Origin of the sequence: Diaphorobacter sp. C33 (genome assembly GCF_030503915.1) — a bacterium.
Classification (GTDB): domain Bacteria; phylum Pseudomonadota; class Gammaproteobacteria; order Burkholderiales; family Burkholderiaceae_C; genus Diaphorobacter; species Diaphorobacter nitroreducens.
Genome location: NZ_CP129980.1, coordinates 2,655,039 through 2,672,219, shown reverse-complemented (window position 1 = coordinate 2,672,219; position 17,181 = coordinate 2,655,039). Strand labels below are relative to the sequence as shown.

Below are 17,181 nucleotides of genomic sequence, written 5' to 3'. Positions count from 1 at the left end.
CTTGCCCGGAGATCTCATGGCCCAAACATCCACGTACAGTTATACCGAACGCAAGCGCATTCGCAAGAGCTTCGGTAGCCGCGACAGTGTGCTCAAGGTCCCGTACCTGCTGCAGATGCAGCGGGATGCCTATACCGCGTTCCTGCAGGCCGACACGGCCCCGCAAAAACGCAGCATCGAAGGCCTGCAGGCCGCATTCAACTCCGCGTTCCCCATCGTTTCCCACAACGGCTTCGTGGAGATGAAGTTCGTTGAATACAACCTGGCCAAGCCGGCGTTCGACGTGCGCGAATGCCAGACCCGCGGCTTGACTTTTGCATCGGCCGTGCGTGCCAAGGTGCAGTTGATCATCTACGACCGCGAGTCCTCGACCTCGCAGTCCAAGGTGGTCAAGGAAGTGAAGGAGCAGGAGGTCTACATGGGCGAAGTGCCCCTGATGACTGATAAGGGCTCCTTCATCATCAACGGCACCGAGCGTGTGATCGTCTCCCAGCTGCACCGCTCGCCAGGTGTGTTCTTCGAGCACGACAAGGGCAAGACCCACAGCTCGGGCAAGTTGCTGTTCTCTGCGCGCATCATCCCCTACCGCGGCTCCTGGCTGGACTTCGAATTCGACCCGAAGGACATCCTGTACTTCCGCGTGGACCGTCGCCGCAAGATGCCGGTCACGATCCTGCTCAAGGCCATCGGCCTGAACCCCGAGTCCATCCTGGCGAACTTCTTCGTCAACGACAACTTCCGCCTGATGGACAGCGGTGCTCAGCTGGAGTTCGTGCCCGAGCGCCTGCGTGGCGAGGTGGCGCGCTTCGACATCACCGACAAGGCCGGCAAGGTGATTGTGGCCAAGGACAAGCGCGTGACGGCGCGCCACACGCGCGAACTGGAGCAGTCCGGCACCACGCACATCAGCGTGCCTGAGGACTTCCTCATCGGCCGCGTGGTGGCCCGCAACATCGTAGACGGCGACACCGGCGAGATCCTGGCCAAGGCCAACGAAGAGCTGACCGAGGCGTTGCTCAAGAAGCTGCGCGCTGCTGGCGTGCAGGACCTCCAGGTCATCTACACCAACGAACTCGACCAAGGCGCCTACATTTCGCAGACGCTGCGCATCGACGAAACCGTGGATGAATTCGCCGCGCGCGTGGCTATCTACCGCATGATGCGCCCCGGCGAGCCGCCGACCGAGGATGCCGTGCAGGCCCTGTTCCAGCGCCTGTTCTACAACCCCGACACGTACGACCTGTCGCGCGTGGGCCGCATGAAGTTCAACGCCAAGATCGGCCGCGACGAAGCCACCGGCCCGATGGTGCTGTCCAACGACGACATCCTGGCCGTGGTCAAAATCCTGGTGGACCTGCGCAACGGCAAGGGCGAGGTGGACGACATTGACCACCTGGGCAACCGCCGCGTGCGCTGCGTGGGTGAACTGGCCGAAAACCAGTACCGCACGGGCCTGGCACGTATCGAAAAGGCCGTGAAGGAGCGCCTGGGCCAGGCCGAGCAAGAGCCGCTGATGCCGCATGACCTGATCAACTCCAAGCCGATTTCCGCGGCGCTCAAGGAGTTCTTCGGTGCGTCCCAGCTGTCGCAGTTCATGGACCAGACCAACCCGCTGGCCGAGATCACGCACAAGCGCCGTGTTTCGGCCCTGGGCCCGGGCGGTCTGACCCGTGAGCGTGCCGGCTTCGAGGTGCGCGACGTGCACGTGACCCACTACGGCCGCGTGTGCCCGATCGAGACGCCGGAAGGTCCGAACATCGGTCTGATCAACTCGCTGGCCCTGTACGCGCGCCTGAACGAGTACGGCTTCATCGAGACCCCCTACCGCCGCGTGGTGGACGGCAAGGTCACGATGGAAATCGACTACCTGTCGGCCATCGAAGAAGGCAAGTACATCATCGCCCAGGCCAACGCCACGCTGGATGCCGAAGGGCGTCTGACGGGCGACCTGGTGTCGGCGCGCGAGAAGGGTGAATCGACCCTGGTGTCCGCCGACCGTGTGCAGTACATGGACGTGTCGCCTGCACAGATCGTGTCGGTGGCGGCTTCGCTCGTTCCGTTCCTGGAGCACGACGACGCGAACCGCGCGCTGATGGGCGCCAACATGTCGCGCCAGGCCGTGCCCGTGCTGCGTCCCGAGAAGCCCATGGTGGGCACGGGTATCGAGCGCGTGGCGGCCGTGGACTCTGGCACCGTGGTGACGGCCAACCGCGGCGGCGTGGTGGACTATGTGGACGCCACCCGTATCGTGGTGCGTGTGAACGACGACGAAGCCGTGGCCGGTGAAGTCGGCGTGGACATCTACAACCTCATCAAGTACCAGCGCTCCAACCAGAACACCAACATCCACCAGCGCCCCATCGTCAAGAAGGGCGACAAGCTGGCCAAGGGTGACGTGATTGCCGACGGCGCCTCGACCGACCTGGGCGAGATCGCCATCGGCCAGAACATGCTGATCGCGTTCATGCCATGGAACGGCTACAACTTCGAGGACTCGATCCTGATCAGCGAGCGCGTGGTGGCCGAAGACCGCTACACCTCGATCCACATCGAGGAGTTGGTGGTGATGGCCCGCGACACGAAGCTGGGCGCGGAAGAAATCACCCGCGACATCCCGAACCTGTCCGAGCAGCAGCTGAACCGTCTGGACGAGTCCGGCATCATCTACGTGGGCGCCGAAGTGCAGCCCGGCGACACGCTGGTCGGCAAGGTCACGCCCAAGGGCGAAACCACCCTCACGCCTGAAGAGAAACTGCTGCGCGCCATCTTCGGCGAGAAGGCGTCCGATGTGAAGGACACCTCGCTGCGCGTGGACCAGGGCTCGCAGGGCACGGTGATCGACGTGCAGGTGTTCACCCGTGAAGGCATCCAGCGCGACAAGCGCGCCCAGCAGATCATCGACGATGAACTCAAGCGCTTCCGCCTGGACCTGAACGACCAGTTGCGCATCGTGGAGGCCGACGCGTTCGACCGTATCGAGAAGCTGCTGACCGGCCGCGTGGCCAACGGCGGCCCGCAAAAACTCGCCAAGGGTACGAAGATCGACAAGGCCTACCTGGCCTCGGTGGAGAAGTTCCACTGGTTCGACATCCGCCCCGCCGAGGAAGAGGTCGCCACGCAGCTGGAGTCCATCAAGAACGCGCTGGAGCAGACCCGCCACAGCTTCGACCTGGCCTTTGAAGAAAAGCGCAAGAAGCTCACCCAAGGCGACGAACTGCCCGCGGGCGTGCTGAAGATGGTCAAGGTGTACCTGGCCGTCAAGCGCCGCCTGCAGCCTGGCGACAAGATGGCCGGCCGCCACGGCAACAAGGGCGTGGTGTCCAAGATCGTTCCGGTCGAAGACATGCCCTACATGGCCGACGGCACCCCCGCCGACATCGTGCTCAACCCGCTGGGCGTGCCTTCGCGCATGAACATCGGCCAGGTGCTGGAAGTTCACCTGGGCTGGGCCGGCAAGGGCATGGGCCAGCGCATCGGCGACATGCTGCAGCGCGAGGCCAAGACGGCTGAGCTGCGCAAGTTCCTGGAAGAGATCTACAACTCGCGCGGCCGCAAGGAAGACCTGTCGCAGTTGAGCGATGACGAAATCCTGGCCATGGCGCGCGAGCTGACCTCGGGCGTTCCCTTCGCATCGCCCGTGTTCGACGGCGCGTCCGAAGAGGAAATCAAGGACATGCTCAAGTTGGCCTACCCGGACGACCTCGCCCAGGCCAAGGGCCTGACCGAGACGCGCACGCAGGCGTACCTGTACGACGGCCGCACGGGCGAGCGTTTCGAGCGCCCGACGACCGTGGGCTACATGCACTACCTGAAGCTGCACCACTTGGTGGACGACAAGATGCACGCCCGCTCGACCGGTCCGTACTCGCTCGTCACGCAGCAACCGCTGGGCGGCAAGGCGCAGTTCGGTGGCCAGCGCTTCGGGGAGATGGAAGTGTGGGCGCTGGAAGCCTACGGCGCCGCCTACGTGCTGCAGGAAATGCTGACGGTGAAGTCCGACGACGTGCAGGGCCGTACCAAGGTGTACGAGAACATCGTCAAGGGCGAACACGCGATCGAAGCCGGCATGCCGGAGTCGTTCAACGTGCTGGTCAAGGAAATCCGTTCGCTGGGCCTGGACATCGAGTTGGAACGTTCCTGAGCAGGATCGAGTTTTTAAAAAAGTGAGCGACTGGCGCTCACCTCGTCTGGGTTTGCAAATGTTTTGTGCTGCAAATCCTTATGTGGCAAGCGCCAGCAGCTATGTTTTTAGGTGAAAAGGAAAGAGTCACATGAAATCGCTACTCGACCTGTTCAAGCAATTCACGCCCGATGAGCATTTCGATGCCATCAAGATCGGCATGGCTTCGCCCGAGAAGATCCGTTCGTGGTCCTTCGGCGAAGTGAAGAAGCCCGAGACCATCAACTACCGCACGTTCAAGCCCGAGCGCGACGGCCTGTTCTGCGCCAAGATTTTCGGGCCCATCAAGGACTACGAATGCCTGTGCGGCAAGTACAAGCGCCTGAAGCACCGCGGCGTGATCTGCGAAAAGTGCGGCGTTGAAGTCACGCAGACCAAGGTGCGCCGCGAGCGCATGGGCCACATCGACCTGGCCGCGCCCTGCGCCCACATCTGGTTCCTGAAGTCGCTGCCCTCGCGCCTGGGCCTGGTGCTGGACATGACGCTGCGCGACATCGAGCGCGTGCTGTACTTCGAAGCCTACGTGGTGACCGACCCCGGCATGACCCCGCTGAAGAAGTTCGGCATCATGTCCGAGGACGACTACGACGCCAAGCGCAAGGAATACGGCGACGAGTTCGTCGCCAAGATGGGCGCCGAGGGCATCAAGGAGCTGCTGGAAGGCATCGACATCGAGATCGAGATCGAGAAGCTGCGCGGCGACCTGACGGGCTCCGAAGTCAAGGTCAAGAAGAACGCCAAGCGCCTGAAGGTGCTGGAGGCCTTCAAGAAGTCCGGCATCAAGCCCGAGTGGATGATCTTGGAAGTGCTGCCCGTGCTGCCGCCGGACCTGCGTCCGCTGGTGCCGCTGGACGGAGGCCGCTTCGCCACGTCGGACCTGAACGACCTGTACCGTCGCGTCATCAACCGCAACTCGCGTCTGCGCCGCCTGCTGGAGCTGAAGGCGCCCGAGATCATCGCGCGCAACGAAAAGCGCATGCTGCAGGAAGCCGTGGACAGCCTGCTGGACAATGGCCGCCGCGGCAAGGCGATGACGGGCGCCAACAAGCGTGCCCTGAAGTCGCTGGCCGACATGATCAAGGGCAAGTCGGGCCGCTTCCGCCAGAACCTGCTGGGCAAGCGTGTGGACTACTCGGGCCGTTCCGTGATCACCGTGGGTCCGACGCTCAAGCTGCACCAGTGCGGCCTGCCCAAGCTGATGGCCCTGGAGCTGTTCAAGCCCTTCATCTTCTCGCGCCTGGAGGCCATGGGCATTGCCACGACCATCAAGGCTGCCAAGAAGGAAGTGGAAGCCGGCACGCCCGTGGTGTGGGACATCCTGGAAGAGGTCATCAAGGAACACCCGGTGATGCTCAACCGTGCGCCCACGCTGCACCGTCTGGGCATCCAGGCGTTCGAGCCCATCCTGATCGAAGGCAAGGCCATCCAGCTGCACCCGCTGGTCTGCGCCGCGTTCAACGCCGACTTCGACGGTGACCAGATGGCCGTGCACGTGCCGCTGTCGGTGGAAGCGCAGCTGGAAGCCCGCACGCTGATGCTGGCCTCCAACAACGTGCTGTTCCCGGCCTCGGGCGAGCCCTCCATCGTGCCCTCGCAGGACGTGGTGCTGGGCCTGTACCACGCCACCCGCGAGAAGATCAACGGCAAGGGCGAAGGCCTGGTGTTCGCCGACACCGGCGAAGTCCAGCGCGCGCTGGATGCGGGCGAGGCCGAGCTGCACGCCAAGATCAGCGTGCGCCTGACCGAGTGGACCAAGGACAAGGCGACGGGTGAGTTCGTGCCCGAGACCAAGCTCGTGGACACCACCGTGGGCCGTGCGCTGCTGTCGGAAATCCTGCCCAAGGGCCTGCCCTTCAGCAACCTGAACAAGGCGCTGAAGAAGAAGGAAATCTCCAAGCTCATCAACGCGTCGTTCCGCAAGTGCGGCCTGAAGGACACCGTGGTGTTCGCCGACAAGCTGCTGCAAAACGGCTTCCGCCTGGCCACGCACGCGGGCTTCTCCGTGGCGATCGACGACATGCTGGTGCCGCCGCAGAAGGCCGAGATCCTGGCCCGCGCCGAAGCCGAGGTGAAGGAGATCGAGCAGCAGTACGTCTCCGGTCTGGTGACGGCCGGCGAGCGCTACAACAAGGTGGTGGACATCTGGGGCAAGGCCGGCGACGACGTGTCCAAGGTGATGATGGACCAGCTCAAGGTCCAGAAGACCATCGACCGCAACGGCAAGGAAGTGAACGAGGAATCGTTCAACGCCATCTACATGATGGCCGACTCCGGCGCCCGCGGCTCGGCGGCCCAGATCCGTCAGCTGGCCGGTATGCGCGGCCTGATGGCCAAGCCCGATGGCTCGATCATCGAGACGCCTATCACCGCGAACTTCCGCGAAGGCCTGAACGTGTTGCAGTACTTCATCTCCACCCACGGTGCCCGTAAGGGCCTGGCGGATACGGCGTTGAAGACCGCGAACTCGGGCTACCTGACCCGTCGCCTGGTGGACGTGACGCAGGACCTGGTGGTGACCGAGGACGACTGCGGCACCTCGAATGGTTCGCTGATGCGCGCCATCGTCGAGGGCGGTGAAGTCATCGAGTCCCTGCGCGACCGTATCCTGGGCCGTACCGCGGCCGAGGAAGTGCTGCACCCCGAAACGCGTGCCGTGCTGGCGCAGCCGGGCCGGATGCTCGACGAAGACCTGATCGAAGAGCTCGAAGCCGCAGGCGTGGACGAAGTGAAGGTGCGTACCGCGCTGACCTGCGAAACCCGCTACGGCCTGTGCGCCAAGTGCTACGGCCGCGACCTGGGCCGCGGCGGCCTGATCAACCTCGGCGAAGCCGTGGGCGTGATCGCCGCGCAGTCCATCGGCGAGCCCGGCACGCAGCTGACCATGCGTACGTTCCACATCGGTGGTGCGGCATCGCGTGCGGCGGTGGCGTCCAGTGTGGAAGCCAAGTCCAACGGCATCATCGGCTTCAACGCCACGATGCGCTACGTGACCAACACCAAGGGCGAGCTGGTGGTGATTGCGCGCTCGGGTGAAATCATCATCCAGGACGAGCACGGCCGCGAGCGCGAGCGCCACAAGGTGCCGTACGGCGCGACGCTGACGGTGAAGGCCGACCAGACCATCAAGGCCGGCACCATCCTCGCCAACTGGGACCCGCTGACGCGCCCGATCATCACCGAGTACGCAGGTACGGTGAAGTTCGAGAACGTCGAGGAAGGCCTCACGGTGGCCAAGCAGGTGGACGAGGTCACGGGCCTGTCCACGCTGGTGGTGATCGACCCCAAGCGCCGCGGCTCTGCCAAGGTGGTGCGTCCGCAGGTGAAGCTGGTGGACGCCGATGGCAAGGAGGTGAAGATCCCCGGTACCGACCACTCGGTGACGATCGGCTTCCAGGTCGGCGCGCTGATCCAGGTGCGCGACGGCCAGGAAGTGGGCCCCGGCGAAGTGCTGGCCCGCATCCCGATGGAAGGCCAGAAGACCCGCGACATTACCGGCGGTCTGCCGCGCGTGGCCGAGCTCTTTGAAGCCCGCAGCCCCAAGGACAAGGGCATGCTGGCCGAGATGACCGGCACGATCTCCTTCGGCAAGGAAACCAAGGGCAAGGTGCGCCTGCAGATCACCGATCCGGACGGCAAGGTCTGGGACGAGCTGGTGCCCAAGGAAAAGAACGTGCTGGTCCACGAAGGCCAGGTGGTCAACAAGGGCGAGCTGATCGTCGACGGCCCGGCCGATCCGCAGGACATCCTGCGCCTGCTGGGCATCGAGGAGCTGTCGCGCTACATCGTTGACGAAGTGCAGGACGTGTACCGCTTGCAAGGCGTGAAGATCAACGACAAGCACATCGAGGTGATCGTTCGCCAGATGCTGCGCCGCGTCGTGGTCGAGAACCCGGGCGAGTCCACCTACATCGCCGGCGAGCAGGTGGAGCGTTCCGAGATCCTCAACACCAACGAGGCGCTGCAGGCCGAAGGCAAGCTCCCTGCCACGTACTCCAACGTACTGCTGGGCATCACCAAGGCGTCGCTGTCCACCGACTCGTTCATCTCCGCCGCGTCGTTCCAGGAAACGACCCGCGTGCTCACCGAGGCTGCCATCATGGGCAAGCGCGACGAGCTGCGCGGCCTGAAGGAGAACGTGATCGTGGGCCGTCTGATCCCCGCCGGCACGGGCTTGGCTTACCACCAGGCGCGCAAGGCCAAGGACGCCATGGACGAGGCCGAGCGCCGCGCCATCGCGGATGCCGAAGCCGCCGAGCTGGCCTCTGCAGGCACCGACGACGCAGCCGCCGAGATCGACGGCAGCGCCGACACGGCTGATTAAGCCGTTGCCAGTCCCGCCTCTCGCATGCGGGTACTGAACGCTCCCGGCTTGCCCATCCGGCAGGCCGGGAGTTTCTTTTTTGTCGTGTTACCAATCCCTCGGTTGGCAGGGGCCGTGCCCGCTGGCGCGAAGCCCCGGCTGTGAACATGTTGACCACCTGGATACTTCTCGCCCTGTTCCTGTTCTGGGCCGTGGGCGCCTACAACCGGCTCATCCGCCTGCGATCCGCGGCGCTGCAGGCCTTTGGCGGGCTGGACACCCACATGGTGCGCTGGATTGCCCTGCTGGGTGAATACGAGGCTGCGCACGGTGCGCCTGGCGCGGTCCAGGCCATCGTGGGCGACGAACCGGCGCCGGCGGCAGGCGCGCACGACGCCCATGCCGCCCTTTGGGCCGCGGCCACGCAATTCGGCGCCTCGCTGGCAGTAGCGCGCGCGCGCCCGCTGGACAGCGGCGCCGCCGCCGCCTTGGCGGCCGCATCGCAGGTGTTGGAGAACGCCTGGCAGACCGTTGTGCGCGAAGCCGCGCAGGTGAGCGAAGGTGTGGCACCCCCTGCACTCGCCCCATGGGTGGTGCGGCGCGAACAGGTGGCGCTGCACAGCGACGAGGCGCGCCGCCTGTTCAACGATGCCGTGGCTCAGTACAACCATGCCATCGCCCAGTTTCCCGCCAGCCTGCTGGCGTGGCTGTTCGGCTTCAAGAAGGCGCAGACGCTGTGAACAAGCCTACTTCCATCCCGACGCAGGGGGCTCCCGCGGTTGCGTTGAGCCAGTTGCTGGACGCCACCGCCTTGGCGCTGCAGGCGGTGCGCGCAGGACAGTCGGGCACCGTGGCGCTGGAGACCACGGCTGCCGCGCTGCGCCCCGGCGTGCAGGCGCTGCTGTTCCAGGTGCTGCGCCACCTGGGGCGCGCGCAGGCCTTGCGCCGCCAGCTGGCACCCCGCAACCCACCGCCGCGGGTGGATGCGCTGCTGTGCACCGCCCTGGCACTGGCCTGGGACCCGCAGACTGCTCCCTACGCGCCGTTCACCCTGGTCAACCAGGCGGTCGAGGCCGCCAAGCGCCACCCCGCGACGCGGGCGCAGGCGTCTTTCGTCAACGCCTGCCTGCGGCGCTTCCTGCGTGAGCGCGACACGCTGGTGGCCGCCACGCAGGGCGACGAGGTCGCCGTGTGGAACCACCCCACATGGTGGATCCAGCGCCTGCGCCGCGACCACCCCAATCAGTGGCAGCAGATCCTGCAGGCGAACAATGCGCCCGCGCCCATGGTGCTGCGGATTTCTAAGTCAAAAAGCACTCCAGCGCTTTACCAGCAAGCGTTAGAAGCTATCAATATTGAAGCGATGGCGGTAGGCCCCGAAGGGCTGGCGCTGGCACGCCCCGTGCCGGTGCAGCAACTGCCTGGCTTTGCAGAGGGTGTTGTCTCGGTGCAGGATGCCGCCGCGCAGATGGCGGCGCCGCTGCTGCTCAACGGGCTGGACGCCGCGCAGCCGCTGCGCTTATTGGATGCCTGCGCCGCCCCCGGCGGCAAGACCGCCCATTTGCTGGAATGGGCCGCCGCACTGCGGGCCCCCTGGCGGGTCACCGCGTTAGAGGTGGATGCGGCACGCGCCGAGCGCATCCATGACAACCTGCATCGCCTGGGGCTGAGCGCCCAGGTGCTGGTGACCGATGCCGCCGTGCCCGCCGACTGGTGGCAGCAGGCCAGCGGTGGTGAGCTGTTCGACGCGATCTTGCTCGACGCGCCCTGTACCGCCTCGGGCATCGTGCGCCGCCATCCCGACGTGCGCTGGCTGCGGCGCGAGAGCGACGTGGCCCAGCTGGCCGCGCAGCAGTCGCGTCTGTTGGCGGCGCTGTGGCCGCTGCTGCGCCCCGGCGGGCGGCTGCTGTATTGCACCTGTTCGGTGTTCCGGGCCGAGGGCGACGGGCAGATCGCAGCGTTTCTTGCGCACAACACTGACGCACGCCTGCTGCCGTCGCCGGGCCATTTATTCCCCGGCAGCCCAGACAAGCGCGACGGGCTCCGTGACAATGGGCCGGGTGAACACGACGGTTTCTTTTACGCCCTGTTGCACAAGGCCCCCGCCTGAACGTGCCGGTCTGCGCAGGCCGGGCTGGCTGTGGGCCGCGCTGGTTTGTCTGCTGGCGCTGTGGATCGCGGCCATTCCCGCCGCCCACGCCCAGCAGCACGGCGAGATTATTGAATTGCAACTCGACCCTCTGCCCGAGGGACTGTATCTGTCGGCCACGCTGCAGCTGGAACTCCCCGAACTCGTCAAGGATGCGCTCTACAAGGGCATTTCCGTGTTCTTCATCACCGAGGCCGAGGTGGTGCGCCAGCGCTGGTACTGGTCCGACAAAGTGGTGGCGCAGGCCAGCCGTTTTCTGCGGTTGAGCTACCAGCCCCTTACGCGGCGCTGGCGTGTGGTGCAGTCGTCCACGCCCTTTGCACCGTCGGGCCTGGGCGTGTCGCTGGGCCAAAATTTTGACACGTTGCAGGATGCGCTGGCATCGATGCAGCGCATCGCGCGCTGGAAGATCGCCGACGAGGGGCAGGTCGATGAAGGCGTGACCTACGTCATGAACTTCCAGTTCCGGCTGGATACCTCGCAGTTGCCCCGGCCCTTGCAGATCGGTGCGGTGGGCCGCTCGGGCTGGAACATGGTGCTTGCGCGCAGCGTGCCGCTGAGCGTGGTGGAGGCTGCGCGGTGAAAGCGGGCGATCCGCGTCCCGCGGGTTCGGCCCGCCGCGCAGAGACACGCGCACGCGCCGTGCGATGGGCGCTGGGCCTCGGCACGGGTCTGATGTGCGCCATCGCATTGGTGCTGCTGTTCCTGCTGACGCTGGCCACCAACAACCGTGACCTGTACGAACGCAACTTCGCCTGGCTGCTGGGCGTGAACGTACTGGTGGCGCTGGTGCTGCTGGCCGTGTTGGTCTGGGGCGCCCTGCGCCTGGTGGTGCGCCTGAGGCGGGGGCGCTTCGGCAGCCGGCTGCTGCTCAAGCTCGCGGGCATCTTCGGGCTGGTGGGCGTGATCCCCGGGCTGCTGATCTACGTGGTGTCCTACCAGTTCGTCTCGCGCTCCATCGAGAGCTGGTTCGACGTCAAGGTCGAGGGCGCGTTGACCGCCGGTGTGAGCCTGGCGCGCGTCACGCTCGACACCATTGCCAGCGACCTGGCCTCCAAGACGCGCACCGCCAGCAGCCAGTTGGCCCAGGTCCCCGATGCGGCCGCGGGCCTGGTGCTGGAGCGCATGCGGGACCAGTTGGGGGCCACCGACCTCGTGCTGTGGAACGCCGCGGGCCAGCCCGTCGCCGCCACCGGGCAATCGCGCTACATGCTCAACCCCGAGCGGCCAAGCGCGCAGCAGTTCCGCATGGCGCGGCAAGACCGCGTCACCTTCCAGATCGAGGGCCTGGACGACATCACCGACCCGCTGGCCGCGGAGAACGCGCGCGTGCGCGCGCTGGTGCTGGTGGCCAACCCCGGCGTGGGTCTGCTGGCCGAGCCGCGCTTCGTGCAGGCTACCGTGCCTTTGCCCCAGGCGCTGGTCGCCAACGCCATTGCGGTGCAGGAAGCAAACCGCGAATACCAGGAACGCGCGCTGGCGCGCGGCGGGCTGCGGCGCATGTACATCGGCACGCTGACGCTGAGCCTGTTCCTTGCCGTCTTTGGCGCGGTGCTGCTCGCCGTGGTGCTGGGCAACCAGCTTGCGCGGCCCCTGCTGGTGCTGGCCGACGGCGTGCGCGAGGTGGCAGCAGGCAACCTGTCGCCCAAGGCCGCGCTGCAGACCAAGGACGAGCTGGGCGGGCTGACGCGCTCTTTTGCCCTGATGACGCAGCAGCTCGCGGACGCCCGCGGCACGGTCGAGCAAAGCCTGAACGCGCTGGAAGCCGCGCGCGGGCACCTGCAGACCATCCTGGACAACCTCACGTCGGGAGTCATCGTGCTGGATGAAAAAGGCATCGTCCAGTCGTCCAACCCCGGTGCGACCCGCGTCCTGCGCGCGCCGCTGGCGGCCTACGAAGGACGGCCGCTGGCTGAGGTGCCGGGGCTGGCGGATTTCGCGGCGGCCGTGCAGCGGCACTTCGATACCTTTTTGCTGGACCGTGACCACCACGGTCTGGACCACTGGCAGCAGACCTTTGAGCTGCACGCGGCGGGCGGTGGCGTCACCACGCAAGGCACCAGCCTGGTGGCGCGCGGCGCGCAACTGCCCAACGAGGCGCGGCTGCTGGTGTTCGACGACATCTCCGAAATCGTCTCCGCGCAGCGCGCCCAGGCGTGGGGCGAGGTCGCTCGGCGTCTGGCGCACGAGATCAAGAACCCGCTGACGCCGATCCAGCTCTCGGCCGAGCGTCTGGAGATCAAGCTCTCAGGCAAGCTGCCTGCGGCAGAGCAGGCCGTGCTGACCAAGTCGGTGAAGACCATCGTGGACCAGGTGGATGCGATGAAACGGCTGGTCAATGAATTCCGCGACTACGCGCGCCTGCCGTCTGCGGAACTGCACACGCTGGACCTGAACGCACTGGTTGCCGATGTGCTGCATTTGTATGGCGCCGAGACCGCGCAGGTGCCGGTCGAGGCCGAGCTGGACCCGCGCTGCCCCGCGATCTCCGGCGATGCCCAGCAATTGCGCCAAGTGGTGCACAACCTACTGCAGAACGCTCAGGACGCGACACAGCAGGCGGCCGAGCAGGGGGGCGTTCCACCGCCGCCCGTGCGCATCAGCACACGCTGGAGTGCATCCGCGCAACGTGTGCGGCTGACGGTGTCGGACTGCGGGCCGGGCTTTCCGCCACACATCCTGCAGCGCGCCTTCGAGCCCTACGTCACGACCAAGCCGCGGGGCACCGGGCTGGGGCTGGCCGTCGTCAAAAAAATCGCGGATGAACATCGCGCGCGGATCGATCTGGTCAACCGCGTGGAAGACGGCATGGTGAAGGGCGCACAAGTGTCGCTATCATTCGCCCCTGAATCGGCGGTGGCGCTCTAACAACACCGCACGTGCAGCAAGGGTGCATTTACACACATGGCAAATATTCTGGTGGTCGACGACGAACTGGGGATCCGGGACCTGTTGTCAGAAATTCTGAACGACGAGGGGCATAGCGTCGACCTTGCCGAGAACGCCACGCAGGCCCGCAACGCGCGCTTGAATGGCAGCTATGACCTGGTGCTGCTGGATATCTGGATGCCCGATACCGACGGGGTATCGCTGCTCAAGGAATGGGCCATGGCCGGCACGCTGACCATGCCAGTGATCATGATGAGCGGCCACGCCACCATCGACACGGCCGTGGAAGCCACGCGCATCGGTGCCTTCTCCTTTCTCGAGAAGCCCATCACCATGCAGAAGCTGCTCAAGGCAGTGGAGCAGGGCCTGGCACGCAGTACGGCGCAGCCACCAGCAAGCGCTGCCGCGCCGGCCCAGACCAACACCGCACCTGCACCCGCAACAACCGGCGCCATTGCCAATGGCGCGCCGGCTCCTGCGCCTGTTGTTGCGGTGATGGAGCAGGCGCCCATGTCCCACCAGGGCTTCAATCTCGACCGACCCTTGCGAGAGGCGCGCGACGGTTTTGAGAAAGCCTACTTTGAATTCCATCTCGCCCGCGAAGGCGGCTCGATGACACGCGTCGCCGAAAAAACAGGATTGGAGCGCACACATCTTTACCGCAAGCTGCGCCAATTGGGAGTGGACCTCGGGCGCAACAAACGCAACGCGTGAATTGGCAAAAATTTTGCAGCTTGGCGTCATGCCCAGATTTCTCGGGCTATAATTCAAGGCTCAGGCCCGGTAGCTCAGTTGGTAGAGCAGAGGATTGAAAATCCTTGTGTCGGCGGTTCGATTCCGTCCCAGGCCACCAGTCAGCATGCGCCCCAGCGCCCGAAAGGGTTCTGGGGCGTTTCTACATAAAGGCGCTAATTTCTACAAAAGCGCCATGTTGTCTTGGTTTTGAAGGGGGAGATCTCATGAGTGACCCTGCAACCGCTTTGCGAGAGGCCGAAGCGCCCAAGAGCAAGCGCGACTGGTTTGGGTATGTGCTGACAGCTGTAATCGGCATAGTCGCAACCTTCTTGGCGACTTGGTATCAGATCGCAGTGACCGAACGAGAGGCAACAGCTGCTGAGATAGAACGCGGCCGGGCAGTGCGGCAGAGCGTAATTGGGATCATTGAGGAGCAAGCGCTGAATGGCATCAAGTTGGATGCGGATCGTATTGGGCGGTTGATCGACCAGCGCCGGCGTGATCAACGTGTACTCCTGCAAATTCCCACCGTCGATGTGGTCGAACAAGCAGAGTTCAACATCGCTAGCAGCCCCTACCTGCCGGTTTCCAGGAAAGAGGAGATAAAACCAATCTTTGAATCCCTGTATGCAGACGTTGCAAGTCGTAGCTTTCTATCCTTCCCCGACACTGAGCCAAACTCCGAACTTCTGAACGAGCTGGCTAAGCAAATCCAGGAGGGCAAGAGCTCGGCAGCACTGGCGAATCTCAAGCGATTGCAAGAAATCCACTCTGCCACACTTGTCCTAATGGCCAAGCGGTCTCGCGTAGGTTTCTTCGATGCGTTTCTTAAATTTTTTACTGAACCGAGCAACCTAGCCGTTTTTTTAGGTTTGTATTTCGTCGTTTTGCAGCTTGCTCTTCGAATTCGCAAGTGGCGCATGGAACGATGGGGCAACCATCGAAATTGGATCAGTGTCGATACACACGGCATCCTTTAATGACGCTGGTCATCGTAGCGGCTTTACACGCTCTCCAATCCGCGTCCTCACATAGTGCTCTGTCATCTCCCGATTCTTGTGCGCAAGCAGCTTTTGCGAGTGCGCCAGGTCGCCGGTATCAGTCGCAGCTTTCGCCCGAATGTCTCGAAACTGGAAGTCCACCTTTGCCAGCGTGCGCGCCTTGTCAAAGCGTGAGCGCAGTGCAAAACGGCTGAGCGGCTGGCCGTTCTCATCCTGAATCAGGAATGCGCTGATAGCCTTCCTGGGGCGTTGATTGATTCTGTCGATGACCGCCGCCAGCTCGCCCGTGATCTCGATGCCCAGGCGCGCCCCGGTCTTGTTCTGAACGATCCATAGCGCACCATCCCGAATGTCCGCGCGCTTGATCTTGAGCACGTCGGCGGGGCGTTGGCCGGTAAGCAATGCAACGTCCATGGCATCGGCCACGGTGAAATGTGCATGCTGCTTCACACGCTCAAATTCCTCATCGGTCACATAGCGGTCGCGCCCCGTTTCCTTGAAACCTTTCACGCCCTGGCAGGGGTTCTGAGCGGCGGTGAAGCCCCACTCCCTGGCCTTGTTAAAGATGTGTGAAAACAGGGCTTTCTCGCGGTTGGCGCGCACCTTGGCTGCCTGTCCGCGAATGTCGAGGTATTCGCGGATGTGCATGGGGGCGATAGCGTCGATGGGCATGTGCCCGAACACGCGCAGCAGGTTGGCGAGTTCCTTGTCGTTGTCGCGCCTGGTCTGATAGCTCTTGGTGGGGAACACTTCGCGCACGTAGCGGCGAGCCACCACGGAAAAAAGACGGGTTGATTCGTCTTCCTTCACGCCCTCCCGCTGTGCCCATAGGCGCAGGGCTTCGGCGCGGTCGTTGGACAGGCGCGTCCACACGCGGGGCAGGGTGCCGCTCACGTGGTACCAGACATTGCCCTTGCGATGAAAGCGCGGGGGATCATCGAAATTGGACTGCCTACGTCGCCCCATCACGCCCCCTGCATTGCGGCGAAGTTAGGCCTGAAAGTGCGTTCCTCAGGCAAGCCGCATCCGAGCATTTTCTCTGCGTACTTTCGCGCGATGATGGGCTGCCGATTACCGTTGAGTTCGAAACGCCAACCTTTCAGGCTTAGCCATTTCACTTGCCTGGATGGCAGGCGAAACCCCGTGAGGGTCGCTATTTCATCGGCGGTCAGAAAGAGTGGCTCGGGCGTCATGGCTGCACCGGAGCAAAAAGATTGGGGCGACCCAGCAGGGTGTAGGGTCCGCAGACGTCTGTCATTCCGCCGATGTATTCGAAAACCTTTTGCGCGGTGACTCTGCTGCCGCTGACGGACACCCGCCAGGGCGATTGCACGCAAATCCCCGAAGCCCGATCCACCAGGCCAATACCTTTGATTCGCACAAAGCTGCTGCCGACTCCGGCGAGATGCTTGAGCCATGTGGGCAAGTTGAACCATTGTCGAATCTGCTTGGCAGATTGGACGAATCCGCCCGATCCGTGAAGGCGAGCACCTTTTGGAAGTCCGCCCTTGATATCCAATTTGCTGACGTACTTACACAGGTATCCGATGGGGCGCTTTGCCCATTCGATGCGGGTGCTTCCATGAGGCCACCATCCTTGTTTGTCGGGTTTGGGGAGAGTCAGGCCCTTGGGGAGCCAGATGAGCACGTGGTAATGCAGGGCGCCGCGCGCTTGCAGCTCCGCTACCCACACGTACAGCATGCGGAAGCCGCGGCGATGCAACCATTGCCGGATGTGCTTGATGAGCGTGGAAATGTGGCAAGGCTCGAAACCCTCGACGTCGCGGTAGGTGAGGGTGAGCATGGCGCTGCGTGTTCTGAAACCGTGCCACGGTTGCTGAAACAGCTGGGCAGCGGTAAGCACTGAGCGCCGAAGGCGGGTGAGCCGTGCCCGGTCCTGATCGATCACTACTTCATCAGGTAGAAG

The 17,181-nt window shown here is 64.2% G+C and carries 11 protein-coding genes and 1 tRNA gene; 9 read left to right on the top strand and 3 right to left on the bottom strand.

Annotated features, from left to right (window positions below; translation table 11 throughout):
* The first annotated feature begins 16 nt into the window (after nt 1-16).
* The 9 genes from rpoB (at nt 17) to QY917_RS12530 (ending at nt 15,233) form a co-directional block, all read left to right on the top strand.
* Entirely contained in the window at nt 17-4,141 is a 4,125-nt protein-coding gene (rpoB, locus tag QY917_RS12570) for a DNA-directed RNA polymerase subunit beta (protein WP_088888203.1), read from the top strand.
* 130 nt (nt 4,142-4,271) lie between these two features.
* Nucleotides 4,272-8,501 carry a DNA-directed RNA polymerase subunit beta' gene (gene rpoC, locus QY917_RS12565; RefSeq protein ID WP_015914491.1) on the top strand — a complete coding sequence of 1,410 codons (4,230 nt, stop codon included), beginning with the start codon at nt 4,272-4,274 and terminating at the stop codon, nt 8,499-8,501.
* Nucleotides 8,502-8,647: 146 nt separating this feature from the next.
* A complete protein-coding gene (locus QY917_RS12560) occupies nt 8,648-9,220 on the top strand; it encodes a LemA family protein (protein WP_162844575.1) in 573 nt (190 codons plus the stop codon).
* The gene (rsmB, locus tag QY917_RS12555; protein WP_123676817.1) at nt 9,217-10,590 is read left to right on the top strand and encodes a 16S rRNA (cytosine(967)-C(5))-methyltransferase RsmB; all 1,374 of its coding nucleotides are present in this window, start codon (nt 9,217-9,219) and stop codon (nt 10,588-10,590) included. The genes QY917_RS12560 and rsmB overlap by 4 nt, the downstream gene beginning before the upstream one ends.
* Nucleotides 10,532-11,212, top strand: coding sequence for a DUF4390 domain-containing protein (locus QY917_RS12550; RefSeq protein ID WP_287741294.1), 681 nt, complete (start codon nt 10,532-10,534; stop codon nt 11,210-11,212). Before rsmB ends, QY917_RS12550 begins: the two co-directional genes overlap by 59 nt.
* The gene (locus tag QY917_RS12545; RefSeq protein ID WP_123676816.1) at nt 11,209-13,497 is read left to right on the top strand and encodes an ATP-binding protein; all 2,289 of its coding nucleotides are present in this window, start codon (nt 11,209-11,211) and stop codon (nt 13,495-13,497) included. The genes QY917_RS12550 and QY917_RS12545 overlap by 4 nt, the downstream gene beginning before the upstream one ends.
* A 36-nt stretch (nt 13,498-13,533) precedes the next feature.
* Nucleotides 13,534-14,232, top strand: coding sequence for a response regulator (locus QY917_RS12540; RefSeq protein ID WP_011806978.1), 699 nt, complete (start codon nt 13,534-13,536; stop codon nt 14,230-14,232).
* Nucleotides 14,233-14,295: 63 nt separating this feature from the next.
* Nucleotides 14,296-14,371, top strand: a tRNA-Phe gene (locus QY917_RS12535).
* A 106-nt stretch (nt 14,372-14,477) separates the two neighbouring features.
* Nucleotides 14,478-15,233: a hypothetical protein gene (locus QY917_RS12530; RefSeq protein WP_123676815.1), complete on the top strand. Its 756-nt coding sequence runs from the start codon at nt 14,478-14,480 to the stop codon at nt 15,231-15,233.
* 9 nt (nt 15,234-15,242) lie between these two features.
* Here QY917_RS12530 and QY917_RS12525 read toward each other — a convergent pair whose 3' ends face one another.
* The 3 genes from QY917_RS12525 to QY917_RS12520 all read right to left on the bottom strand — a co-directional run bounded on the left by QY917_RS12525 (nt 15,243) and on the right by QY917_RS12520 (nt 17,058).
* Entirely contained in the window at nt 15,243-16,148 is a 906-nt protein-coding gene (locus QY917_RS12525) for a tyrosine-type recombinase/integrase (protein WP_302077142.1), read from the bottom strand.
* A gap of 71 nt (nt 16,149-16,219) precedes the next feature.
* Nucleotides 16,220-16,447, bottom strand: a complete 228-nt coding sequence (locus QY917_RS17370) for a DUF4224 domain-containing protein (RefSeq protein WP_162844574.1) — start codon at nt 16,445-16,447, stop codon at nt 16,220-16,222.
* Nucleotides 16,444-17,058 carry a hypothetical protein gene (locus QY917_RS12520; RefSeq protein ID WP_162844573.1) on the bottom strand — a complete coding sequence of 205 codons (615 nt, stop codon included), beginning with the start codon at nt 17,056-17,058 and terminating at the stop codon, nt 16,444-16,446. Before QY917_RS12520 ends, QY917_RS17370 begins: the two co-directional genes overlap by 4 nt.
* Nucleotides 17,059-17,181 lie beyond the last annotated feature (123 nt).

What these genes read in the sequence shown, in the direction of transcription:
- rpoB (WP_088888203.1), top strand. Translation starts at nt 17, where the DNA reads ATGGCCCAAACATCCACGTACAGTTATACCGAACGCAAGCGCATTCGC.
- rpoC (WP_015914491.1), top strand. Translation starts at nt 4,272, where the DNA reads ATGAAATCGCTACTCGACCTGTTCAAGCAATTCACGCCCGATGAGCAT.
- QY917_RS12560 (WP_162844575.1), top strand. Translation starts at nt 8,648, where the DNA reads ATGTTGACCACCTGGATACTTCTCGCCCTGTTCCTGTTCTGGGCCGTG.
- QY917_RS12550 (WP_287741294.1), top strand. Translation starts at nt 10,532, where the DNA reads ATGGGCCGGGTGAACACGACGGTTTCTTTTACGCCCTGTTGCACAAGG.
- QY917_RS12540 (WP_011806978.1), top strand. Translation starts at nt 13,534, where the DNA reads ATGGCAAATATTCTGGTGGTCGACGACGAACTGGGGATCCGGGACCTG.
- QY917_RS12530 (WP_123676815.1), top strand. Translation starts at nt 14,478, where the DNA reads ATGAGTGACCCTGCAACCGCTTTGCGAGAGGCCGAAGCGCCCAAGAGC.
- QY917_RS17370 (WP_162844574.1), bottom strand. Translation starts at nt 16,447, where the DNA reads ATGACGCCCGAGCCACTCTTTCTGACCGCCGATGAAATAGCGACCCTC.
- QY917_RS12520 (WP_162844573.1), bottom strand. Translation starts at nt 17,058, where the DNA reads ATGCTCACCCTCACCTACCGCGACGTCGAGGGTTTCGAGCCTTGCCAC.